This window comes from Micromonospora citrea, from assembly GCF_049629545.1.
GTDB classification, from domain to species: Bacteria; Actinomycetota; Actinomycetes; order Mycobacteriales; family Micromonosporaceae; genus Micromonospora; species Micromonospora citrea_A.
Window position 1 is genome coordinate 346,609 of sequence record NZ_JBNADX010000001.1, and the last position, 23,125, is coordinate 369,733.

The 23,125-nt window shown below is 68.5% G+C and carries 23 protein-coding genes; 19 read left to right on the forward strand and 4 right to left on the reverse strand.

Annotated features, from left to right (window positions below; genetic code table 11):
- Positions 1 to 119 precede the first annotated feature (119 nt).
- Positions 120 to 1,085: a DUF559 domain-containing protein gene (locus ACPFP2_RS01475; RefSeq protein ID WP_424085242.1), complete on the forward strand. Its 966-nt coding sequence runs from the start codon at positions 120 to 122 to the stop codon at positions 1,083 to 1,085.
- A gap of 32 nt (positions 1,086 to 1,117) precedes the next feature.
- Positions 1,118 to 1,465, forward strand: a complete 348-nt coding sequence (locus ACPFP2_RS01480; RefSeq protein ID WP_424085244.1) for a DUF3024 domain-containing protein — start codon at positions 1,118 to 1,120, stop codon at positions 1,463 to 1,465.
- A gap of 58 nt (positions 1,466 to 1,523) precedes the next feature.
- On the opposite strand, the gene ACPFP2_RS01485 is transcribed toward ACPFP2_RS01480, so the two are convergent.
- Positions 1,524 to 2,057 carry a DUF6998 domain-containing protein gene (locus ACPFP2_RS01485; RefSeq protein ID WP_424085246.1) on the reverse strand — a complete coding sequence of 178 codons (534 nt, stop codon included), beginning with the start codon at positions 2,055 to 2,057 and terminating at the stop codon, positions 1,524 to 1,526.
- 61 nt (positions 2,058 to 2,118) lie between these two features.
- Here ACPFP2_RS01485 and brig1 point away from each other — a divergent pair, with 61 nt between their 5' ends.
- Together brig1 and ACPFP2_RS01495 are read left to right on the forward strand one after the other, a co-directional pair.
- Entirely contained in the window at positions 2,119 to 2,901 is a 783-nt protein-coding gene (brig1, locus tag ACPFP2_RS01490; RefSeq protein ID WP_424085248.1) for an anti-phage DNA glycosylase Brig1, read from the forward strand.
- Entirely contained in the window at positions 2,898 to 3,794 is an 897-nt protein-coding gene (locus tag ACPFP2_RS01495) for a hypothetical protein (RefSeq protein WP_424085250.1), read from the forward strand. The genes brig1 and ACPFP2_RS01495 overlap by 4 nt, the downstream gene beginning before the upstream one ends.
- On the opposite strand, the gene ACPFP2_RS01500 is transcribed toward ACPFP2_RS01495, so the two are convergent.
- Together ACPFP2_RS01500 and ACPFP2_RS01505 are read right to left on the reverse strand one after the other, a co-directional pair.
- The gene (locus tag ACPFP2_RS01500; RefSeq protein WP_424085252.1) at positions 3,706 to 4,008 is read right to left on the reverse strand and encodes a hypothetical protein; all 303 of its coding nucleotides are present in this window, start codon (positions 4,006 to 4,008) and stop codon (positions 3,706 to 3,708) included. The two genes, ACPFP2_RS01495 and ACPFP2_RS01500, sit on opposite strands and share 89 nt — an antisense overlap.
- Before the next feature lie 51 nt (positions 4,009 to 4,059).
- The gene (locus ACPFP2_RS01505; RefSeq protein ID WP_424085254.1) at positions 4,060 to 4,284 is read right to left on the reverse strand and encodes a DivIVA domain-containing protein; all 225 of its coding nucleotides are present in this window, start codon (positions 4,282 to 4,284) and stop codon (positions 4,060 to 4,062) included.
- Between the two features lie 301 nt (positions 4,285 to 4,585).
- Here ACPFP2_RS01505 and ACPFP2_RS01510 point away from each other — a divergent pair, with 301 nt between their 5' ends.
- From ACPFP2_RS01510 to ACPFP2_RS01575, 14 genes are all read left to right on the forward strand, one after another.
- Positions 4,586 to 4,825: a winged helix-turn-helix domain-containing protein gene (locus tag ACPFP2_RS01510; RefSeq protein WP_424085256.1), complete on the forward strand. Its 240-nt coding sequence runs from the start codon at positions 4,586 to 4,588 to the stop codon at positions 4,823 to 4,825.
- A 72-nt stretch (positions 4,826 to 4,897) separates the two neighbouring features.
- Entirely contained in the window at positions 4,898 to 8,461 is a 3,564-nt protein-coding gene (gene pglX, locus ACPFP2_RS01515) for a BREX-2 system adenine-specific DNA-methyltransferase PglX (RefSeq protein ID WP_424085258.1), read from the forward strand.
- Positions 8,462 to 8,511: 50 nt separating this feature from the next.
- Entirely contained in the window at positions 8,512 to 9,750 is a 1,239-nt protein-coding gene (locus ACPFP2_RS01520) for a hypothetical protein (protein ID WP_424085260.1), read from the forward strand.
- Between the two features lie 155 nt (positions 9,751 to 9,905).
- Entirely contained in the window at positions 9,906 to 12,872 is a 2,967-nt protein-coding gene (locus tag ACPFP2_RS01525; protein ID WP_424085262.1) for a hypothetical protein, read from the forward strand.
- A gap of 27 nt (positions 12,873 to 12,899) precedes the next feature.
- On the forward strand, positions 12,900 to 14,105 hold the full coding sequence (locus ACPFP2_RS01530) for a hypothetical protein (RefSeq protein WP_424085264.1): 1,206 nt from the start codon (positions 12,900 to 12,902) through the stop codon (positions 14,103 to 14,105).
- A gap of 78 nt (positions 14,106 to 14,183) precedes the next feature.
- Entirely contained in the window at positions 14,184 to 14,762 is a 579-nt protein-coding gene (locus ACPFP2_RS01535; RefSeq protein WP_424085266.1) for a DUF6642 family protein, read from the forward strand.
- Between the two features lie 115 nt (positions 14,763 to 14,877).
- Positions 14,878 to 17,100 (forward strand): EAL domain-containing protein, encoded by a 2,223-nt coding sequence (locus ACPFP2_RS01540; RefSeq protein ID WP_424085268.1) that lies wholly within the window; start codon positions 14,878 to 14,880, stop codon positions 17,098 to 17,100.
- On the forward strand, positions 17,097 to 17,447 hold the full coding sequence (locus ACPFP2_RS01545) for a hypothetical protein (RefSeq protein ID WP_424085270.1): 351 nt from the start codon (positions 17,097 to 17,099) through the stop codon (positions 17,445 to 17,447). Before ACPFP2_RS01540 ends, ACPFP2_RS01545 begins: the two co-directional genes overlap by 4 nt.
- Complete coding sequence (locus ACPFP2_RS01550; RefSeq protein ID WP_424085272.1) at positions 17,422 to 18,540, forward strand: hypothetical protein; 1,119 nt, start codon at positions 17,422 to 17,424, stop codon at positions 18,538 to 18,540. Before ACPFP2_RS01545 ends, ACPFP2_RS01550 begins: the two co-directional genes overlap by 26 nt.
- A gap of 29 nt (positions 18,541 to 18,569) precedes the next feature.
- Positions 18,570 to 18,977 carry a hypothetical protein gene (locus ACPFP2_RS01555; RefSeq protein WP_424085274.1) on the forward strand — a complete coding sequence of 136 codons (408 nt, stop codon included), beginning with the start codon at positions 18,570 to 18,572 and terminating at the stop codon, positions 18,975 to 18,977.
- Complete coding sequence (locus ACPFP2_RS01560; protein WP_424085276.1) at positions 18,974 to 19,624, forward strand: hypothetical protein; 651 nt, start codon at positions 18,974 to 18,976, stop codon at positions 19,622 to 19,624. The genes ACPFP2_RS01555 and ACPFP2_RS01560 overlap by 4 nt, the downstream gene beginning before the upstream one ends.
- On the forward strand, positions 19,617 to 20,222 hold the full coding sequence (locus tag ACPFP2_RS01565) for a hypothetical protein (RefSeq protein ID WP_424085278.1): 606 nt from the start codon (positions 19,617 to 19,619) through the stop codon (positions 20,220 to 20,222). Before ACPFP2_RS01560 ends, ACPFP2_RS01565 begins: the two co-directional genes overlap by 8 nt.
- Positions 20,223 to 20,224: 2 nt before the next feature.
- The gene (locus ACPFP2_RS01570; RefSeq protein WP_424085280.1) at positions 20,225 to 20,839 is read left to right on the forward strand and encodes a thymidylate synthase; all 615 of its coding nucleotides are present in this window, start codon (positions 20,225 to 20,227) and stop codon (positions 20,837 to 20,839) included.
- A 1-nt stretch (position 20,840) separates the two neighbouring features.
- Positions 20,841 to 21,788, forward strand: a complete 948-nt coding sequence (locus ACPFP2_RS01575; RefSeq protein ID WP_424085282.1) for a hypothetical protein — start codon at positions 20,841 to 20,843, stop codon at positions 21,786 to 21,788.
- A gap of 18 nt (positions 21,789 to 21,806) precedes the next feature.
- Here the strand turns inward: ACPFP2_RS01575 and ACPFP2_RS01580 are convergent, their stop codons facing one another.
- Positions 21,807 to 22,361, reverse strand: coding sequence for a hypothetical protein (locus tag ACPFP2_RS01580; protein WP_424085284.1), 555 nt, complete (start codon positions 22,359 to 22,361; stop codon positions 21,807 to 21,809).
- A gap of 154 nt (positions 22,362 to 22,515) precedes the next feature.
- Between ACPFP2_RS01580 and ACPFP2_RS01585 the strand changes: the two genes are divergently transcribed.
- Entirely contained in the window at positions 22,516 to 23,058 is a 543-nt protein-coding gene (locus ACPFP2_RS01585; RefSeq protein WP_424085685.1) for a hypothetical protein, read from the forward strand.
- The last annotated feature ends 67 nt before the right edge of the window (positions 23,059 to 23,125 follow it).

Genomic DNA, 23,125 nt, shown 5'->3' on the forward strand with positions numbered 1-23,125 from the left:
AACGATCCGATCAGCACATCGCGTGGGTGGGGCGAGGGTTGTCCACAGAAGCCGCGGTGTCCACAGATGGGTGCGGTGGCGGTTGCGGGAGGAGTGGGTGGGGCGACACGGTCGGAGGCGTGAACGGGGTTCTCCAGGAGCTGGTGGAGCGTGGCGGCGGGCTGGTGACCCGTGCGGTGGCCCGGCAGGTGGTGCCGGAGTGGACGCTCGAGCGGGCGTGCGGTAGCGGCGGCCTGGTGCGGGTGCTGCCCGAGGTGTTCGTGGCGGCGCACCTGCTCGGCGGTCGACAGGGGGTCGGCTCTGGCGCTCCCGCCCTCAGCAGACTCGACCCTGCCCTGGGTCGCCGCGCTGCTCTCGCCTGGGCCGACGGGCGCGGCGCGCTCAGCCACCTCAGCGCACTCGTGGTGTGGGGGCTGCGCAGGCAGCGTGCCGGTGACCTGTTGCACCTGAGCGCCCCGGCCGGCGCCGGTCTGCGCAGCCGACCCGGAGTGACGGTGCATCGACGTCAAGGGCTCGTCCTCGAGCCACCGCAGGTGGTGGTCCGGCAGGGACTGGCCGTCACCCGCCTCGAGCAGGCCGTCGTCGATTCGTGGCCGCTGCTGCCGCCGGCCGAGCGGCGGGCACCGGTCATTCGGGCGGTCAACGATCGGCTGACCACACCTGAGCGGTTGAGGTCGGCTCTGGAAGGCGCGCCGAAGCTCAACGACCGAGCGACCTTCCGGACGCTGCTGACGAGGCTCGCCGAGGGCTGCCGCAGTCCGCTGGAGATCTGGGGCCACGAGCACGTCTTCACCGGCCCGGGAATGCCGACGTTCCGCCGCCAGGTGCGGGTGTGCGTCGGGCGGCGCACCATGTACCTCGACATGTTCGCCGAGCGGGAGCGGGTCAACGTCGAACTCGACGGCGCCACCACGCACGGCGACCCACGCCAGCGGGAGATCGACCTGCGTAGGGACGCCCTGCTGGCGAGCATCGGGATCCTGGTGGTCCGCTTCGCCCACCGCCGCCTGGTCCACGAGGGTGACGACGTCCGCCGGGAAACCCTGGCCATCCTCGCGACGCGCCGGGCGGGGACGCGCGTCTGATCCGGTGCGGTGTGTCGGCGAGACTGGAGCGCATGGCGGTGACCGGACTTCCCGAGCAGGACGTGGCGCAGGTACGGAGCTGGTGCGACCAGCGCGTGCCGGAGCGGGTGCGTGACCAGGTGCGGGTGGAGTGTGAGGAAGCTCCCCGGCACCTCACGGTCGTCGAGCGCCGACCACCGTGGAGCCCGCAAGTCGGCCCGGACTGGACGAACCTGCCGGTCGCGCGATTGAGGTACACGAAGGCCAGCGGCACCTGGACGCTCTACTACCGGGACCGTAATCTCCGATTCCGCCGCTACGACCTTGTCCCTCCCACCGTCGACGTCGGCGATCTGCTCGACGAGATCGCCCGGGATCCCACCGGCATCTTCTGGGGTTGACGTCTCCGATCACGGCCACTGTCCCGGCCCCGCCCGGCACTCCCGCGCCGCCCGCCGTTCAACTCGTGCCGAACAGGGACAGCAGCGCCTGTTGCTCGGGCGTCAGGCGTAGTGGTGGTGTCGGATTGGTGTCGGGGAAGATCCGTGCCGCGTCGAGGTCGGCCTGACGGATACTCGTGGCGATGCCGATCTTGACGCCTCGGGCGTGCAGGGTGTCGAGCAGGCGGCGGGAATCGAAGAGATACACCGCGGAGATCCGCCACTGGTGATGGATGACGGCGCCGGGGAGTCGTCGTGGCCCGCTCAGGACCAAATAGAACTCGCAGGGATGTGGGCTGATGTCGATGCCGGCGTAGGCGTCTCCGTAGGTCTTCACGTTGACGGTCCGGCCGGCATGCGGACCGGATCGGAAGGTCCCGTCGTGGCCGGCCTGGTTGGCGGTGGCGGCGAGTGCGATGTCGAAGACCCGCGCGGCGACGAACTCGCCGATGTCGCCCTGCCGGGCCGAGCGCCCGGTCAGCCTCGCGATCCTGGCGTCCAGGTCGTCGCGGGCCCGCAACAACTTCGCCAGCTCGTGCAGATCGGTGCTCACGCGAGAATCGTCCGTCTCGCGGGCTGACCTCGCCACGGTCCCGAGGCTAGATTCTGGCGTCATGACGACCAGTGAGCGGCAGCGTGTCGCGGCCTTCTGGGACGACCACGTCGCGGCATGGCTGGATGGTGCCGACCCGCTGCCCCCGCCGCTGGGGGCATGGTTCGACTCCTACCAGGGCGTCGGCCCCGGTCAGGTGACTCGGGACGGCTTTCCCGAGCCGTACCACGGTGACCTTCTCGGCCTGGTCCACACGCCACGCATGGTGGTGCTCGGACTCAATCCCGGCGAGTTCCGTCCACAGTTCCAGGCGCGCGACGGCATCTTCGCCGAGGAGATCAAGCAGTTCGGGTCGTACAGCAGATGGGCGACGACCTGCCCTTACGACCGGACACCGTGGACCGACGTGATGCGTTCCAACCGCTATTACCGGGCTCGGCTGCGGTTCACCCGCAACTGGCTGCAGGACGCTGACGCGGACCACCGCGACCTGCTGATCTTCGAGTGCTATCCGTGGCACTCGAAATCCATCACGGCCCCGCTGCGGCCACTGCCCGAGATCATCGACGAATTCGTGTGGCAGCCGATCGCGGAGCTACCCGTCGAGGAGGTGTTCGCGTTCGGCCGTCCCTGGCACGACCTGGCGCAGGCACTCGGGCTGCCGCTCACCGACAGGTTGGGTGCCGGCGGGTCCCGCTACGGGTCGGCGGTGCCCGGCCGGGCGGTACGCGGTTACCGGCTGCCGACGGGACAGCGGCTGATCGTCGAGTGGCATCCTGGCGCGGCGGGGCCACCGAGCGCCCAGGAGACCGCTCTCCTCCGGAAGGCGCTGGTCGGAGCATGACCTTCGCCAGCGACACGGTCGCCACCACCCGGCGCATCCAGAGGTTGCGCCAGTACATGGCGCAGAACGTCCTCGCGCCGTCGGGCCAGTGCATCTGTCGCAAGCTCGGCAGTTGTCGGCAGAGCGTGCTGCCGAGCCGCCGTACCGCATCGGGTGCTCGGGCGGCGTTCGCCGCCGGGCAGCTCTCGCATGTGGGGCACCACTACGACCTGCTGGTCGACGGCCGACCGATGCGCATCCTGGTCATCGCGATGGAGACCGGACGGTCGCGGGAGGGTGTGACGCTCGAGGAGCGCCACGCGGAGGTGATGCACTCCGCCGGTCTGCCGTTCACCGGCCGGAACCCGCACATGCAGGGTGTCACGAGCGCTCTTCGGACCGCTGTCGGACGCAGGCCCGGCGCCGATCGAGAGGGTGAGCACCTGCCGGTGCACGGCCTGCGGAAGGCCGTGCACCTTTTCGACGCCTTCGCGATGGCGAACATGCGGCTCTGCTCCGCGACCGACCCGGGCACGACGAGGTCGCGGGGCAACGCGACGATGAGCCGCAACTGTTCCCCGCACATGGCGGCGACCATCAAGCTCCTCGAGCCGACCCTGTGCATCGTCCAGGGCGCCGCAGTCCACTCGGCGCTGGCCACGCTGATGACCCACCGTCGGCAGCTCGGCCCGCGACTGGAACAGGTGCGGATCGCCGGCGTCGACACGCTCGTCGCCGACTTCACCCACCCGTCGGCCTGGGGCAGGCACCGCTGGGCGGGGCTCACCACCGTCCCCTACCTCTACGACACGGTCGTGCCGACGCTCACCGAGGCGCACCGGCTGATGAGTCGGGACCGACGCGCCATCGGTGTCGCCACCGTGCCAGGGCAGCCGGACCGGCGGCGGAGGTGACCCGGAGGCCGGCGAGCTGGACGTAGATCTCGCGCTTGGCGACCGCCCGGTCCCGCTGGTCCAGCACGTACCCGGTCAGCCAGAGCCAGCCCGGGTACGGCTCGTCCGCGCCGACCGACACCACGCGGAGCCGCAGCGCCCGGTCCCCGGCGAACTGCACCGACGCCGCGCCGTCGACGATCAGCAGGTCGCCGGGGGAGGGACGTTCGTTCACCAGTGCCCCGCGTTCGGCAGGCGGCAATCGTGGGCGCGCCGCGTCTGCCAGTCACGCAGCGCCCGCTTGAGCCGGTCGTTCTCCTGGGCGAGCTGGGCGTACCTGCCGGTGCAGGTCGGCCAGCTCGTCGGCGACCTGGGCCTGGAACTGGCGTACCTCGTCGGAGTCGACGCCGCGCCGGCGCGGCGCGAACGTGCGGGTGCGCACCTCGTGCGGGGTGATCCGGGCCGGGCGGCCGGTCCCGTAGAGCCGGCCGGATCGATACACCTGGGCCACGTCGGTCCTCTCCTGAGCGTCGATGTGCCGTGCGCCGCCTGGAAGGCGGGTCGCACGCACGCCGGCCGCGCGCGACCCGCCGGCCCCACCGCCGCAGCCTGAGATCAGCGGTACGACAGCGGAGCGGTCCGGTGGGTCGGGACGGGCACGCGCACCCGCCCCGACCAGGGGGATGAGCCGTACTCGTTGCCACGCGAGAAGCGGCTCAGGAGCAACTTAACTAGGGAACACAGGGAAGTCAAAGGCATTGTTCAACCGATCTCAGGTGTGGTCGAATTCGGGTTGCCACGCGAGGAGTGTCATGCCCGAATCAGCCGAATATCTCCGCATCGCCGACGACGTGATCAACGACGTGAGATCGGGGAAGCTCAAGCCCGGCGACCGACTGCCGTCGGTTGCTCAGACACGCACGGACTACGGCGTCAGCTATGGGACCGTGCAACTGGCCTACGTTCGCCTTGAGGCGCTGCGCGTCATCCGACGACAGCAGGGCAAGGGCGTCTTTGTCACCGATCCGAAGCTCTGGATGCGGGAGCCGTAGGTAGCGGACTGGTCGCGGGATCGGTACTTACGGGTACCCCCGTCCCGTCCACGGGACGGCTAGAGTCGTCGCGTGATCGACCGGAAGCTGCTCTTGCCCGACCTGCAGAAGCAGGTCAAGAACCTGGAAAAGGACCTGCGGGAGCAGGCCGAATCGGTCGAGGAGGTGCGCCTCAAGCTGCGTGGCGAGTACGACCACGCCTTCAAGGTCGGGCGTACCGCCGCCACCTGGGCGGCCTGGCGCGATGAGCGCGTAACGCAGGTAGCCGTCGCCTGGGTGCTCGGCACCGTCTTCGTGCGCTTCTGCGAGGACAACGGGCTGCTGCCCGACCCCTACCTGGCCGGCCCGGGGGACCGCCTGGTGCTCGCCGAGGAGGCCGAGGCGCAGTTCTTCCGCGACCAGCCTGACAAGACGCTGCGTGACTGGCTGCACCAGGGCTTCGACGCCATCGCCAGCACCCAGGCCGGCAGGTCGCTGTTCGACAAGCGGCACAACCCGCTCTACCAGATCCCGCTGTCACACGACGAGGCCAAAAACCTGATCGCCTTCTGGCGGCGGCGTGGCGAGGCCGGCGGCCTGGTCCACGACTTCACCGACCCGGATTGGGACACCCGTTTCCTCGGCGACCTCTACCAGGACCTCTCCGAGGCGGCCCGCAAGACCTACGCCCTGCTCCAGACACCGGAGTTCGTCGAAGAGTTCATCCTCGACCTCACGCTGACCCCGGCGATCGAAGAGTTCGGCCACGACGTGGTCAAGATGATCGACCCGACCTGCGGCTCGGGCCACTTCGTCCTCGGCGCGTTCCATCGCCTGCTGAAGGAGTGGGAGCAGCACGCCCCCAACCGCGACCCCCACGAGCGGGTACGCCTCGCCCTCGACGCCGTACACGGCGTCGACATCAACCCCTTCGCCGTATCGATCGCGCGCTTCCGCCTCCTGGCCGCCGCCCTCCGCGCGTGCGGCGTCAAGACGTTGGTCGATTCAGCTGAATACGTCCTTCCCATGCATCTCGCTGTCGGTGATTCGTTGATCAAGGATCGCCAACTCCTGCTGTTCCACGACGAGGTGTCCGATCTCCAATACAGCACTGAGGATGTGCACGAACACCGCAGCATTCTAGGGGACGGCCAGTACCACGTCATCGTCGGCAACCCGCCCTACATCACGGTGAAGGACAAGGCCCTAAACGAGCTTTACCGCGAGATTTACAGTACCTGCGCCGGCACCTACGCACTTTCGGTGCCGTTCGCGCAGCGGTTCTTCCAACTGGCAAAGCCGGCCAACGAGGACGGCCGAGGGGCCGGCTACGTCGGCCAGATCACCGCCAACTCATTCGCAAAGCGGGAGTTCGGTAAGAAGCTCATTGAGACCCTTTTCGCGCACGAAGTTGACCTGACGCACGTGCTTGACACCTCAGGTGCGTACATCCCAGGCCACGGGACGCCCACGGTCATCCTGGTGGGTCGCCATCGTAAGCGAAATCGATCTGCGGCGGTGCGGGCCGTCATGGGTATCCGAGGTGAGCCAAGCGTCCCGGCGGATCCAAGGCTGGGCTACGTATGGCGGGCGATTGTTGATCAGGTAAACCGGCCGGGATCGGAGAGCGATTGGGTAAGCGTTGATGACCTTGACCGCCCCCGCCTCGAACGTCACCCGTGGAGTCTGGGAGGCGGCGGAGCCGCTGTCCTGACGGAGGCGATCCAACGTGCTACTGGCAAGGTACTGACCAGGCAGATTGAAGCGCCCATCGGACGGGCTGTCCGGGTAGGGGCAGATGAGGCGTTCATGCGTCCAGCAAATCGCAAGCTTAGGACGATCGCCGACCCTGCCGCCCTGCGTCCGCTGATGACGGGCGACAGCAGGCGAGATTGGAATTCAAGGGCTGAGGAGCAGATCTGGTATCCGCACCACCGAGGGCTGGCTGGGGATGGCCTTGCGTCCGAGCTTTGGCCTTGGAAACGGTTGCTGGAGGAGCGCCGAACCTTCCAAGGCAATATGGCTGATGCCGGCCTCCGTTGGTGGGATTACATGCAGCACACTGCTAGCGCCTACGCCACCCCCCTCTCTATAGCCTTTGCCTTCGTTGCGACACACAATCACTTCGTCATGGACCGCGGCGGCAACATCTTCAACCGAGCCTCGCCCGTCATCAAACTTCCAGGGGGAGCATCGGAGGACGATCACCTGCGGTTGCTCGGGGTGCTCAACAGTTCGATCGCCTGCTTCTGGCTCAAGCAGGTCAGTCACGACAAGGGCATCCGTGGCGAGGGTGGCGGTTTCACAAGCGACGATTGGGAACGGTTCTACGAGTTCACCGGTACCAAGCTGCAGGAGTTTCCGCTGCCGTCGTCGTACCCCCTCGAACTGAGCCGGCAGATCGACGGCGCGGCGCAGCGGCTTGCCACGGTGACCCCGGCGGCGGTCGCGGCCTCCGGGGTGCCCACCCGTGACCGGCTGAGTGCCGCCGCCTACGAGTGGCACGTCGTCCGGGGGATGATGATCTGCCTGCAGGAGGAGTTGGACTGGCAGGTCTACTCGCTCTACGGCCTCCTCGATGACGACCTGACCGCGCCGGAGAGCGTCCGGCCGCCGATGCTGGCGCTGGGGGAGCGGGCCTTCGAGATCGTGCTCGCCCGCAAGATGCGCGACGAGGGCCTGGAGACGCAGTGGTTCGCCCGGCACGGCTCGACGCCGATCACCGAGCTGCCGGCGCACTGGTCGGACGAGTACAAGGCGGTCGTCCAGCGGCGGATCGCTCTCATCGAGTCCAACCGCAACATCGGGCTGATCGAGCGGCCCGAGTGCAAGCGGCGCTGGGCCACCGAGGGCTGGGACGCCATGCAGCGCAAGGCGCTGCGGGACTGGCTGCTGGACCGGTGTGAGGCGCGGGAGCTGTGGTACCACCACGTCGACGGACTGGAGCAGCCGCGCCCGCTGACCACCGCCCAGCTCGCCGACGAACTGCGCCGCGACGACGAGGTGCTCGCCGTCGCCCAGATCTACGCGCCTGGTCAGGATCTCGGCAAGGTGATCGCCGACCTCGTCGCGGACGAGCACGTGCCGCACCTGGCCGCGCTGCGCTACAAGGACTCCGGCCTGAGTAAGCGGGCCGACTGGGAGCAGGTGTGGGACCTGCAACGGCAGGAGGACGCGCTGCCCGACGAGGCGGCGAAGCGGGAGTTCCGCAAGCAGATCCCGGTGCCGCCGAAGTACACGTCGGCGGACTTCCTCAAGGGCAGCTACTGGAAGCACCGGGGCAAGCTCGACGTACCCAAGGAGCGGTTCGTGTCGTACCCGGGTGCCAGCCGCGACGGTGACCCGTCGCTGCTGGTCGGCTGGGCCGGCTGGGACCACCGCGAGCAGGCCCAGGCCCTCGCCACCCTGATCGTCGCCCGCGAGCAGGAGGACGGCTGGGCCGCCGACCGGCTGTTGCCGCTGGTCGCGGGGCTGCGCGAGATCCTTCCCTGGGTACGCCAGTGGCACGGCGAGTTCGACCCCGAGTGGGGTTCGTCGCCGGCGGAGATCTACGACGGCTTCCTCGCCGAGACCGCCAACCGGCTGCACCTCACCGACGAGGCACTGACCTCGTGGCGCCCGCCGAAGGCCACCCGTGGCCGTAGAGCGAAGCAGTGAACAGAGCAGAGGCGTCGCCGCCCACCCCGCCCGCACGTCAGGAGCCGACAATGGGTAACGAGATTCAGCTGATCAGTGACGGCGACGGGCTGGCGGTCATCGGGGATCCGGCGGCTGTCGAACGCTTCCTCGTCTCCGAGGGACTGCCGTCGAAGGACCTCGGGCTGCCACGGCTCGGCTCCGTCCTCAAAGCCGGGTCTACCGCCGCGCAGGTGGGTTCCGAGATCGCCGCCCACTCAGGTCGGTGGGTGCAGCTGACCAAGGAGTCCGCGGAGGCTGTCCAGAAATTTGGCCTGATGCCGAGCAAGACGCCCGGCGTCAGCCATGCGATGGTGGGGCAGCCGGGCTCGATCCAGTCATGGCTCCAGATCTCGAAGGGGCCGGCGGCGATCGCGGGCAACCCGGCGGTTCTGGCCGGCGCTGCGGGGATCATGGCGCAGCTTGCCATGCAACAGAGCATGAAGGAGATCACCGACTATCTCGCCACGATCGACGAGAAGGTCGACGATGTGCTGCGGGCCCAGAAGGACGCGGTGCTGGCCCGCATGATCGGCGTCGGCTTCGTCATCGAGGAGGCCATGACCATCCGGGAGCAGCGGGGCCGGGTCGACGAGGTCACGTGGTCGAAGGTGCAGGGCGCGCCGACGACGATCGCGGAAACCCAGGCGTACGCGTTGCGCCAACTCGACGCGCTCGCGGAGAAGCTGGAGCGCAAGTCCGCGATCGGTGATCTCGCCAAGGCGGCCAGGGAAGCAGAGGCGAAGACACAGGAGTGGCTCGCTGTCCTGGCGCGCTGCTTCCAACTGCAGGACGCGATCGCCGTGCTCGAACTCGACCGGGTGCTGGACGAGTCACCCGGGGAGTTGGACGGGCACCGTCTCGGGCTGAAGGCTGCCCGGCAGAACCGGCTGGAACTCATCACACGATGCACCGAGCGCCTGATGGCCCGCATGGATGCGGCTGCCGGCAGGGCCAACACGAAGGTGCTGCTGAATCCGATGGACTCCCCGGCCGTGGTGCAGTCGAGCAACCATGTCTCGATCGCCGTCGTCGACTTCCACGGGCGGCTCGGGATCGAAGGCGCTCGCCAGTCATCGGAGGCGAGACGATGGGCGGACGCGGCCAAGGAGGTGAGGGACAAGGCGCTCGAGACAGGAGCAGACAGCGTGGGCGTCGCCATGCGCCTCGGCAACGAGACCCTCGGCCGGGCCAAGTGGGCGACGGGCAAGCTCTCCAGCCGGATCGCCGAGCGAACGCTCCGTCGGCGCGGGGACGACGAGAAGGAGTGAGCTGCTGGAGGCGGCGGAGTGAGGCCCACGCACACCCTCCACTGCGGTCAGCCTGACAACTGAACTACCGGTTTCTGGGTCTCTGACCCGTTCTGCTTGGGAGCGCGGGCCAGGGACACCCGTACGTGAGAAGTCTCGTTGCCGAGGAAGGCAGGATGGCATCACGACCCCCCTCCGGGTACCAGATCAGGAAAGTGCACGCCACGCTGGGCAAGCTGCAGCGGTACACCCTCAACAAGCCGCTGACGTTCCGCTGTGTGACCTGCGGGCGCACCAACATGTCCAGCTCCGTCGTGACGATCTCGGGCGACTGGTCGCAGTTGCTCTGCGGCGGCTGTTACGGACGGCGGGCAGGCCCGCAGGCGAGCACGACTCGGACGCCGGCGCCTCGGGAACCCGCTCGGACACCTCCGGAGGCGCAGTGGAGCGCCGCCAGCCCGCTGCCCCGAGACATGGTCTGGCTCGCCGCCATGCACCGGTCCGTTGCCGAGGGCAAGCAGCTGTCCCCACCCGAGCGAAAGCTTCACCGCCGACGTGCCGGTGAGCCTCCGTCCATTGCCGCGATCAGGTACGCGGAGCTGCTTGTCGACGTGGAGGCCCGGATCGCCCCGCAGAGCGGCGGTGCCGCCGGGGAGCTGATCGCGACCCGGGAGGAGCTCGCGCTCCGCGGCGAAGAAGCGGTCGCCACGTTCCGAGCCGCCTGTCATGCCCGGAGTCAACCGGCACCAGGTGGTCCAGTCGAGGAACCGGTGGAGGCGCGGGTCATCCGGCAGGTCGCGCCGCACGCCTTCGACAAGGCGTTCACGAAGGCGCTGCGTCGTCGAGGTGTGCGGGTGGGTGCGCTCGAACCTCCGACGTCCGATGTGTGGGCGTGGCTGCAGACGCACGACAAGCAACCTTCCGAGCTGCCTGCCGAGGTGAAGCGCCTCAGAGCGCTGGACCGGGCCGACTTCACGCGCGAAGCCGTGGCGGAGGTCAACCGGTGGGAATGTGACCAGTCGATGGCGCACCCAGCGGTCGCGGAGCAATGGGCGGCATGCACCGAGGAGATCGTGACGGAACTTGCGCGCGCCCGCCGGTCACTGGAGGCCGACCTGTCCGCCGGACGGGGCAAGGGCGTGGTGCCGCGCTTGCGCCGAGCCGGCGAGGCGTATGCCCGGGGCAGCGCCCGCTGCCTGGAAGCCCAGCTCATGGTGGCGGATCTGCTGGCTCGAGCGAGCCAGCTCCACCGGGCCCGCACAGTGCCGAAGGCGCGCGCCGAGGCCGCAGCCGAGGCGACGATGGCCGTGCGGCAGGCCGACCCTGCTCTGGCACGGTGCGTCGACCGGGCGATCGAAGAGCATCGGCAGAGTTGCCCGAATCGGTTCCCCGAGGAAGGCCATGCCGGCTGCGCGTCGTCTGTCGCCCGAGTTGTGCGCTCACGCCTTCAGCCAGTGGACCTGTCCGAGAATGCCACAGGCGCGCCCCGGGAGCCCGAGTCCCAGGAACGTTCTGCCGAGGAACCCCGACCGACTCCGCCACCGCAGAGCACCCATGAGGCCGAGCTGCCCGAGCAGGTGCCGACCGACGGGGCGCGCGTCGTCGACACGGTGGACGCCTCCCACAGCGACACCGACGATCGGTCCGAAGCGTTTGTCTGCGAAGCGGTACGGCGGCAGGTCCCCCGGGACTCCGCTCACCTTGTCGCAGTAGCGGCCGTCGACTTCGACCAGAGCACCGGAATCTTCGGGTACGCCTGGCTGACCGAGGAAGGCGAACTCCGAACCGGCACCGACCGGGCGGTCGATGTGCAGGATTGCGGCGTCCAGGCCATCTGCCGTACGGCGCTCGATCTTGTCACCGGCACGTCATATGTCCAGGTCGTCTGTCGGGACGACAGGGCTGCCAAGGTAGTTCGCCACGTCCTGCGTGCGGGGCTCGTGCCCGAGGCGCTCGGGTTCCCGGTCGCGGGGCACACGCGGCTCCTGCTGGCGGAGGTGATCAGGCATCGGAAGCGAATCTTGGTCTCCACCGACTCCTGCCTGGAGCGTCACCGCGGAGCGGCGGCTGCCGCGAGCCTTGCCGACCTCGCGTCGCAGGCCGGTCGAGGCTCCGCACCGCGCTCGGCAGTGCAAGCCGAAGCTGACCGGATCTCTCAGAACTTCGGCCGAGCGGTCGGCCCCCGACTGACGGCGCCGACGGAGGAAGATGACCACGCCTGGTGGCTGCCGGACCAGTCGAGAAACCAAGATCTGGTGTGGCAGACGGCCCTGTACCGGATGCATCTGCAGGGTGGTTGGTGCGTGCTTCCCGATGGTGGGCCTTCACTGACGGAGGACCGACGACTACGGCTTCGGATCGAACATCGGGAGCGAGGGCCGGCCCCGACCGCTGCCGTACAAGAAGTGGTCTTGCGTCGGCGCGGTGGGCAGTGGGAGATCGGCGGCATCCAGTGGCCGAAGGGTCTCCTGCCAGGAACAGTGGTCACCTTCAGGTGGCCGTGCGGCAGCGCCCACATCACGGCCCGTACTGCTCTGTTGCCGCAGCCCGAGCGGGTAGACGATCTGGAGTTCCGGCACCGATACGACCGTCAGGTCGTCACCCGCGAGACCGCCCCGGGCGCTGAGCAGGACCGGGATGTTCCGGACCTCTCCGATGCGAGCTGGGTGATGCGGACGTTGCGCAAGCTGGGCTACCTCAGCGTGGACGGCGAAGCCATCCTCGCCGAGGACGCCTTGGTGCGGAACTGCCTGGAACTCGGTCTGCCGCCGCATCGCGCCGATCGGATACGTCCAGCCGTGGAACAGCTCCTCCGGGCCAGCCGTCTGCACCGAGTAGAAGGCAGTGTCGACCACGACGGTCGCCCCTGGTATCCGCCCAGACCCGGCCATGTCCACACCCTGCTGCTGCGGTACGTCCCGCAGATTCAGTCCGTGACGCCCCAGCGAGACATCACCCGCGAATGGCACCCGCACCGTCGAGGTCACTGGGTAACGGGCTTCGTGCGGCGCCTCCCGCCCGGGGCGCAGGCGTCTGCTGAACAGATCGACGCCCACCGGGATGCCGTTCGTGCCTCGGAACTGGTGGACCGGGACCTTCCTGAGGGCTTCACCTACGTGCGGCGTCACCGCCGTGCGCGCTGATTGCGACGAGTCGTGGAGGTGGTCGTGTTGTCCGATCTGACGGAGGCGCAGCCCGGCACGAGCTGGTGGACCCTGGCCGACGTGGACGAGGTGACGGAGATGCTGGCGTCGCGCCGCTCCCGGCTCTGGCAGCTCGTCGCACCCGCCGACCTGGCCGCCTGGGTCTTCGCCGACCATGCTCCCGCGCCGCTGGACCCGCCGCCGGTCGGCTTCGAGGAGGACTGGGCGAGCGGACTGGACGAGTCAGGACGTCGGGCATGGGCGCTGGCTGGCTGGGTGGCGCGGACGGTGGTGCCCAAGGCGGCCGACACCGCGGGCAGGTACTGGATCCTCTCCCACCTGGACGACGCCGCTCCTTCGGTGCTGCGGCTGACGGTCGGCGTGCTGGAGATCCTCGGTCTGTACGAGTCAGGTGAGGCGGTGTGGTTGCGGGTGCACGCGGCACCCATTGGCCTCGCCATGGATGCCGGCGCGGTCGATCTCGAGGAGTGGGAGCGGCGTGGCGTCGAGGTGCTGGAGGACGGCACGAAGACGCTCGCCGAGGAGAAGTTCCTCCTCCGCTGCCCGGACCTGGACACCGCTCTCTGGCTGTTGCGGCAGCCACCGGTCATCGCCGGTCTACGGTTGCTGAGCTGCTGGGTGGCCGCCGGCCCCTACTCCTTCGAGGGCCGTTACCGGCCGGAGGTCGTGGGACGGGCATGGCTGGCGTCAGAGTTCCTCTTCGGCGACGAATTCGCGGGAGAGGTCGACGGTGACGTCGGCTTCGACCGGCCGTATGTCGGCTCCAGAGTCGCTGAAGACCTGCCAACGCAGCGTTCGTTCGACGCGGACCGGTACCGCGCCGGCGTGGACGAGCACGACCGGCTCTGCCTGCTGCTGATCGACCACCTGGCCCGGTCGGGGATGTCGGTCGGGGCAGGGCTCGCGGGCATCGACGTCGACCTGGCCTGGCGGGACGCAGTCGGACGGCAGTTCGTCGCCGAGGTGAAGAGCGTGGTCGACGGCAACGAGGTGGAGCAGCTGCGGCTCGGCCTCGGCCAGGTGCTGGAATACCGGCACCGCTTGGCCGTACGCCAGATTCCGGTGACGACGGTGCTGCTGGTGTCCCGCTGCGGCGATCCGGCCTGGCGGGATATCTGCGCCGGCAGCGACGTGCTGCTGCTCTGCGCCGATGACCAGCTGATGTGGACGGTCGACGGCTTGGTGGCGGAGGCGGCTCCTGGGGTGTCCTGAAGTTGACCTGTGGAGGGATGGCCGTGTGTCGATCTGCCTCGTTAGGGTCGGTGCTTCGACAGGGGGAGGGGCGGCGACGTGGCCAAGCCGGGTGGTGTGTTCTGTGTGGAGGGTGAGTGGCACGACGATCTCGCTGAGCGAGGATCTGTGCTACCGACACTGGAGCTGCTCGAACGGCTCGGAGCGATCCGCTTCATCCATCGGGACACCGCCACGCCGCAGGAGTTGCGGTACTTCCTCGAGCGATGGCTGTCGAGGAAGTACGCCAGTTATGAGGTCGGCTTCTTCGCACTGCACGGCGCACCGACCCAGCTCAAGCTGTCCGAGTCGAACAAGGTCGGGCTGGCCGAGATCGCGAGCTGGGCGTCCGGCCGGTGTGAGGGCAAGCGGCTGTATTTCGGCAGCTGTTCGGTGCTGCGGGCTCCCGAGGCCACCCTGGCGGAGTTCCTCAGGGAGACCAAGGCGTCGATGATCTGCGGGTTCACCAAGGACATCGACTGGATCGAGTCCGCCGCGATCGAGACGGTCATCCTCAACCGGCTCGTCAACGGTGGCAGGGTCAACAGCGTCGAGCAGTTGATGAAGTCGGCGCGCTGGGCGCCGCTGGCTCAGAACCTCGGTTTCAAGGTGGTGTACCGCAACGGTGTCTCGCGGTAGGGCGTGGGGGCGAGCGCCCGAACCCGCAGCGTGACGGATATCTGACTCGTTGCTCAGGTCGACGGTTGCCGGTCAGCCACTATTGTCACTTAGAGCGTTGACGTGGATTCGTGTGGTGACGACCCGACCGATCGCCTCCGGGGGTGCGATGGCGCCGAGCAAGCGACAGGCCGTCCTTATCGGAGTCAACCAGTGCGGCTACGACCGGCAACTACCGGACCTGCGTTACGCGGAAAGTGATGCGCAGGCCCTCCGGGCGGTGCTCCTCGACGAGGACTACGGCACCTTCGACGACGGCAACGTCACGGTGTTCCCCGGTGCCGAGGCCACTTCGCGGGACATCAAGGCATTTCTGCGGGAGGTCGTCCTCACGTCCGGACCCTCGGACGTGCTGCTGGTCTATTTCGCCGGTCACACGCTCGTACCGGAGTGGAACGACCAACTCGACGCCTACCTGGTCACCGCCGATCTCGACCCTGAGCGCCTGCCTCGTGAGCCCGACAACGGGCTGCGGATGTCGTTCCTCCAGCGCGACGTCTTCGAGGCGTTCGCGGGTACCTCGTTCCTGGTGCTCGACTGCTGTCAGGCGGGCATCTACGCCGACGCCGACCGGCGGCACGCCGCGGCGATGCAGACGTATCGCACCCAGGTCGACCGGCACAGCGCCCTACTGGCCTGTCCCAGGGGCCAGGTGGCGCGGGAGAGCACCGAGCACGGGCACGGGATGCTGACCCACCATGTGCTGCGGGCGCTGCGGGGGGAGGCGGCCGACGAGGCCCGCCGGGTGTCCTTCGCGCAGATGGCCGCCTTCGTGGCCGACCAGGGCATCGATCCGCCGCCGGTGCAGTGGGTGCGCACGTACGGGCCCAGCACCGTGCTGACACAACCGCCGCTGTCCCGCCACGAGCGACAGGCGCTCAACGCGCCGGCGAACCCCGGCACCACCCGCCCCTGTAAGAATCCGCTGGAGGACCAGAGCAACTCGATCACGCAACTGCTCGGCCGGATGTTCCGGATGGAGAACCGGCGACCGCACCACGTCGAGCAGGGTGGCCACGCCGATCGGGTCGAACTCATCCGCTACGCCCTCGACGCGGACTCCGTGGCGGTCGTCGAGTTCACCGGCACCGAGTTCGCCGTGCTGAACGCGACGATCCGGTTCGACAAGGAGACGCTGCGGCCGATGCTCGAAGCCGCAGCAGTGGAGGCGCTGCAGCACCGCACCTCCATGCCCGGGCACGTGGTCTCCCACGGTGCCCGACGCCGGATGCTCTGCGTCCCCCTCTCCTACGCCGACGAGCGGACGCTCGCCCTCGCGATGGTCGACCCGGGCTTGGCCCAGCTCGACATGGGGGAGCCGTTGGCGGTGATGCTGCGCGCGGTCTGGGACTCCGATCCGTTCACAGATCCGGTGCAGGCGGAGATGGCGGTGCTCACCGCGCTGCGCACCGCCTTCGGGCGTTTGCCGACGACGCTGTACGAGTACGCGTACAGCCTCTACCAGAAGCTCGTCGAGTCGATGATCATGGTGTTCCAGCCCGTGGTGCAACTGGACCTACGTGCCTCCGGGGTGAGCATCCAGAGCTTCGAGGCCCTGGCCCGCCGCAACGACCGGGAACTCCGCGCGCCGCTGGCGGCGCTGCGCATGGCGTACGACTGGGGCGACCGCTTCATCATCGAACGTGACGCGTTGCTCGTGTCCAAGGCGATCCACTCGTACGCCGAGGCCGACGCCGCCGCCGAATGGCAGGGCATCAAGCCGCTGTCGGTCAACGTCGCGGTCCGTTCGCTGCTCAGCGACTCGTACCTGCATCAGGTGCACAAGGCGCTCGTCGAGGCGGAGGTCAATCCGCGGACACTGACGCTCGAGATCTCCGAGCAGGACCCGATCACGCCGGGGCCGGGCGAGCGATGGCCGCAGGAACCCCTGGTGTACTTCCATCGCCGGCTCACCGAGCTCTCCCGGGAGTTGCGCATCAACTTCGCGGTGGACGACTTCGGCGTGGGGCACGCGTCGCTGGCCCGCATGGCGGAGCTACGGCTCACTCAGATCAAGGTCGACCGGGCCGTGCTGCACCACCCCTTGGCAGTGGAGGAGCTGGCGCTGGTGGCGCGGGTGGCCCGGTACGCCAGCGACCAGGGGCACGCTCCTCAACCGCGCGAGGTCATCGTCGAGGGCTACGACGACGAGGCGCCGGTGAGCCTGCGGCAGATCTACGACCTCGGCATCCACCACGTGCAGGGGTATTTCTGCGGCGCAGTCGCCTCGACGACCCTGCGTCCGTTGGACCGGGCTGTTCAGGACCGGATCGCATCGTTGACGAGAGGCGAGAAATGACCAGTGTCAAGCTGCTGCTTCCACCGGACGTGATCGACGAACTCGCACTGCCGTACGAGGGTGTTCGGGATGTCTCCACCGTCACGCTCGCCATCGAAGGCGTCGGCGTGCTGGCGAATCTCGCCACCCTGGCGACGTTGCAACCGCACTTGGGTGCGCTGGCCACCGCGATCAGGAACTGGCGACTCCGCGACGAGCGTCAGTCCGTCCTGCTGACCGTCAAAGGACCGGACATCGATCTCAAACTCGATCTGCCGCGCAACGTGAGCACAGCGGCCCTGCTCAGGCAGCTCGCACCGCTGTTCGACGAGGAAGGCGGACATGGCCACACCGCACGACGCCGGTGACTTGACCCTCGTCGGGCGTTCGGGAGAGCATTCCTTCATCGACCAGCCTGGGCGTCGTACGTCGCCGAGTTCGAGTTCCGCGGAGGTCGGCATGGCGGAAGCGGCGCCTGTCGCGGCCGACCCACCGCTGTTGGCCAGGTCGTACCGAATCGTGAACGTCGGAGCTGACGCCTTCGCGTTCACCGACCTGACGCGGACCGCACTCGGCGGAGTGCAGAATCGGCAGTTCCGGCTCTTCACGCCGGTCAAACGCGAGCGGATGCGGCTTCCGACTTCACTACCCGAGTTCGCCGGCCTCCGGCACGTGGCCAATCTGTCGGACAGCCCGGTCACGGTGGCAGCCGAGATCGGCGGCCACTGGAGCGAGCACAATCTGGCTGCCATCACCCACGTAGCCGCCTGCAATTTCCGGTGTGCCTACTGCTACGTCGACTTTCGTCACCTCTCCGGTCAGGATGCCTTCCTCGCTGCGGCTGCGGACGTGGTGGACGAGTTCGTCAAGCTGCGGCAGGCGGCGGGCAACGCCGGGCGAAGGCTGAGCCTGCTGCGGATCAGCGGCGGCGAGCCCTTCCTGGCACCGGCACTCGTGCTCGGCATTTACCGCCAGATGCTCCGGCGTGATCTTCTTGATGTCGCGGTTCTCAAGGTGGAGTCGAATCTGTCGACACTGCCGTACGCGCTGGAGCAGAGCCGACTGACGCTGACCCCGGACGAGCGCGGGTCGTTGCGGCGGGTGAAGGTGCACACGACCCTGCACGCCCCGCCGGGCACCACGTCCTGGCCGGCGATCCGGCGCGGGCTCGAAACCGCCATGGAGCTCGGGTTCGACGTCTTTCCCGCCGTGGGTGCCAACGACTGGACGACCGAGCAACTGGAGCAACTGTTCGGCGAGTTGCAGGCAGTCAACACCGCGCTCCCGCTTCGGCTGGCGGTGCGGCCCTTCCACCTCGACTATCCGGTACTCGCCGACCGCCGTGGTCTGCCCACCCCTCGCGAGTCCGAGGCGCCCTCGATGATCTGGGAGCGGATCCTGCTCGAGCGCCTGGGTGTGCGGTATCTGGAACGCCCACGGCATCTGGTGCCGGTGGAGTGAGTGACCCTGATAAAGATGGTGGAGGGCGCATGATCGGTGCGGTGACGGTGTGCAGCAGCTCGAAGTTCTACGACGTGGCTCAGCGTGCGGAGAAGGCGCTGCGTGCCACGGGCCTGACCGTCCACACGCCTCGCTTCGACTACAACGAGGAACAGCGGGTGGTCGGCGAATCGGACAAGATCCGGCTGACCCACGATTTCCTCGCCAAGGTGGAGCGGTCCGACGCGATCTATGTCATAGCCAGTAATGGATACGCCGGCGTCAGCGTCTGCATCGAGGTGGGCTATGCGCACGGCCTGGGAAAGGTGGTGATCTTCTCGGAGGAGCCGACCGAGTTCGCGTTACGAGCCCTCGTCGACGCCGTCGTCCCCGTCGAACAGATCGACGAGAAGTTGCGGAGATTCGGGAAGGCGCCCGGAGACCGGACGGCACCGTGAGAATCGCCGCGCCAGGTCCGTCGAGCCGGCTGCACGCGCCGGTAGCGGGCCTCCTCGCCGACCTGTTTCCCGGTCTCGCACGGCAGCATTCCCGAGCCCTGTGGCATTCGGCCGCCGGAGATTCGCTCGTTCTGTGCCGTGGGTTCGACGTACCGCAGTTGGTGGCGTCGGGTTTTGCCGACATCGGCATCTGCGGGTACGACGTCGGCGTGGAATGGTCGCTCCGCCACGGCCGGCCGCTGTTCATGTGGGCTCTGCCGGAGGTCCGGACGTCGTTCGTGACGTACTGCACGGTCAGCGGTCGGGAGGTCAGCACCATCTACACCGAGTATCCGGCGATCACCGAGGCGTGGACCCGGAGCACCTCCCAGCTGCGGGATGTCCGGGTCGTGACACTGCACGGCTCGACGGAGGGTGTGATCAGGTCTGACCCGGCCGGCGCGGGTGTTCTTCTGGTCACCTCAGGTGACACGTTGCGTGCCAACGGGCTCGACCACGACGTACCCCTCCTGGCGACGGATGTGTGTGTCGTCTCGCGCACCCCCGACGTCACCGATCCCCGTCTCATCGACGTCGCAGCGCTGCTCGACGTCGGTATGCCGAGCTTCGGCAAGCTTGCGGCGAATGGAGCCGGTCGGCGTGGGTGAGGCGGTGGCGTCAGTTTCCTGGGATTCCGGGGAGCCCTGGCCCGACATCACCCGACCGGGCCACCTGGGCAGTCGGCGACAGCACCGACTGTCGGGCTGGGACGCGGAGTTCGGGCCGGGCAACTGGCGGCTCGTCTGGCGGGTCGGTCCCGCCACCCACCCCTGGGAGGCGGCGCTCTGCCTGTACGAGGATGCCTATCACCGGCGGCTCAGCGACGACCCGAAGCTGCTCCGGCATCTGGTCACCACCGCGCGTGACGTCTTCGACCGGCAACCGTCCGACGTCCGGTCGGGGCTCGACTATCGCCACCAGACCGACCCCGCCCAGCATCTCCAAGACGTCGCGGTACGCCGCACGCTCGTGCGTCTCGGCACCTGGTTCGCCGGCGCTGAACTGGTGCAGCTGAGGCGCGAAGGGATCAATTCCGCCGGAGCGCTGGGCGGTGAGCTCGACTCCGCCGTGGTGCCCTTTCACCGGCGAGATCTGATCGTTCTGCCCGAACTCGACGGGTGGTGGGAGAAGGGCAGCGTGGAGTCCTTCTACCAGTCCAACAAGTACCTGCAACGACGGGCCGGTACAGCGGCGATGGGAGGCTGAGCGTGGAGATCGAGGTGTCCACGGTCGCGTCCGGCTGGCACGACGTCATCGCACTGTTCGCCGGGCAATTGCAGACCAGGGTGGCGAGCCGGCACGGAGTCTCGTTCGACATTCCGGGACTGACCGTCTGGGTGCGCAACCCGGCGGATCTCACGCCACCCGAGGGGTACCAGTATCCCGAGCTGATCAAGGACTACCGGGACCGGATCTTCGGTGACCAGAGAGAGACGTCTCTGCTCTACCAGCGGCTGCGGCGCTGGGACGGCGGGGACAACTCACCAGTCGACCAGTTCGCACGGGCGGTGGAGGTGCTCCGTCAGGATGAGCACAGCCGATCGGCGGTCTTCTCCGTCTGGCGGCCCGACGAGGATCTCGGCGGTCGCTTCCCGGTGTCTCCGGTCGGCGGCGCCCTTCGCATCGTCGATGACGATCTCGTCCTCTTCCTGACCGCGCGTAGCGTCGACGTGTGGGTCGGCCTGGTCCCGGAACTGCTCAGCTTCGGCCAGCTCGCCTCCAACGCCGCCCTCGATCTCGGTCTCACCGGCAGTCGGCTCTGCTACCACTCGTGGAGCGCCCACCTGTACGAGGTCGACTACCTCACCTACCTTCCGGGGTGACATGACACGCTCTCTCACCTTGCTGGACAGCGGGCTGATCGATGCCCACACCCTCGACAAGGTCCTCCAGTCGGTCGTCTTCTTCTCCGACCAGATCGTGCTCAGGGCGTCCTTCGAGATCGCCGCGTCGCACCGCCAGCGGGCCACGGAGATCAACCGGCGGGTCGACGAACTGCACGAGGCCGGCCTGCTCAAGCTCTGGGGGCACGAGTACGAGCTCGACGACGCCGGCCGGGTTCGCGTAGGACGCGGCGCCGGACGCGGACGGAGAGCTGATCTCGTCATCGTTCAGGGCCAGCTGCGGGAGAGCCTGACCCGGATGGACGAGGTGATGAGGGGGATCCGAGAGGAGGCGTACCGCAGTGTCGAGGCCGGTCGAGTGACGCTGCGGCAGGGGGCGGCCGAGATCGTCAGCCTACGGAACCACATGGCGTCACTGGTGCTCTCCTCGGAGCTGGAGCAGGACGGCCTGCTCTCCAACCCGGCGGTGCGTACCCAACTGGCCAGCAGCGCGGTGCGGCCACGGGGGGAACGTTTCGACGCAGCGGTGGTGCGCGACGTCCTCGCGCAGCTTCGGCTCGGCTCCCTGGACCAACTGACGGTCGCGCAGATCGTCGAGTCACGCCGCTACAACGCCGACTTCCGGGCGCTGTTGGACGAGTCGCTGCTCGCCGTGTCGCGTGGTTACGATCCGGTGCTCACTCCCGAGGCTGCGGCTCGGGAACTGGCCCGACGATATCGCGAGACGGTGGCCGAGTTCGCGCGTCCGAATGTGGCGGGCCAGGCGGCGCAGGAGGTCGTCTGGGACCTGCTCGGCGCGACCATCCCCTCCACCGTCGTTCTCAAGTACGGCCTACGGGCCATCACCTGGCGCAAGGCGGCCCGGCGCGCCCGGCCGTTCCTCCTGCTGATGCATCTCGAACGAGCGCTCAACCGGCGCGGCGCATAGCGGCCGCGCCGGTCACCATCACAGCCCGACCTGCGCGCGAAGCGACGCCCGATGGCGCAGGTAGGCGTCGGCGATGTCGGGCAGGACCGCGTGCGTGGACGGTGGTAGCAGCATCTGCAGATGCCACACGGCGATGCTCACGTAATCGTCCGGCTCGGATCGCGGGTCGTCACCGCGGCTGGCTCCGAAAGCCCACAGCAGGACGATCGCCAGGGCGTAGGCCGCATCGGGGTCGGCGTAGCGCAAATCGAACCAGGATCGTGCGGTGTCGGGGAGGGCAAAGGCCCGTCCTTCCCGACGTGCGGCCTCCAACTGCTCCGACAGCGCCACGAATCCCTGCACGGTGGCCCCCCGTTCCAGTCTCCAGGCGAAGTTCGCCATGCCGCAGAGAGTTGTCACCGATTCGATGACCGCCCGGCATTCTCGCTGGTCGACGCGACGCCTGCGGCGCATCACCCGCATTGTCGTACCGGCCGTGGCAGCGATGTATTCAGAAGCCCGCTCGCAGTCGTCGCCGACCTGCGGGGACGAGACACCCGGGCGGCTGGTGACGGCATGGGCGGAGCCTGCCACGCCGCAGACGGTGGAGCAAACACCCGAGACAGACCGGGTCGTGTCGGATCAGTGACTACCTGGGACGGCATTGCAGGTGACCGGCGTCGCTATCGTCCCAGGTGCCGTTGGCACGGCATCTGCCGACGATCGTGGTGAGGAGCCGGTGTTGAACGTGACCGAAAACCTGGTGGCGCAGCTGCCGGCACTGATCGGCACGGCCGGCACCATGATCGTCACGACGGTGACCGAGCGGGGCCGGTGGCGACGCAACCAGACGGTCCGCTGGGACGAGCGGCGGTTGGACGCGTACGCGGACTTCACCCGTGCGGTGAAGGAGATTCACCTGCTGGCGATGGGGATGCTCAGCGCGCACCGGCCGGGTGCCCGGACGCCTGCGTTGCGCCCGGAGGAAGGGCTGGCACGGCTCGCAGAAGCCGCCGAGCGGCACAGCCTGGCCTGGGAATCGGTTCTGCTGCTCGGCGACGAGGCCACGGTGCGCGCGGCCTCAACATGGCGTGACGCGGTCCGGGAGCTGGAGTTGGCGGCGCGGGCCTTGCCGGACCCACCGGACGAACTCGCCGCGCTGGTCAGCCGGGCCGACCATACGCGGGACGGGTTCTACCGGGCCGCGCGTACCAGCCTCGACGTCCGTGGCGGCACGGTCGACCAGTTCCGGCGTGCGGTCGGTCGGCAAATTCCCGCCGCCCGGCGATGACCCGGCGGCCGTGGCGGCCCGCACGGTCGGCCGTGACGCGCCCCCCGGCGGACGTCGGTGCCGACCG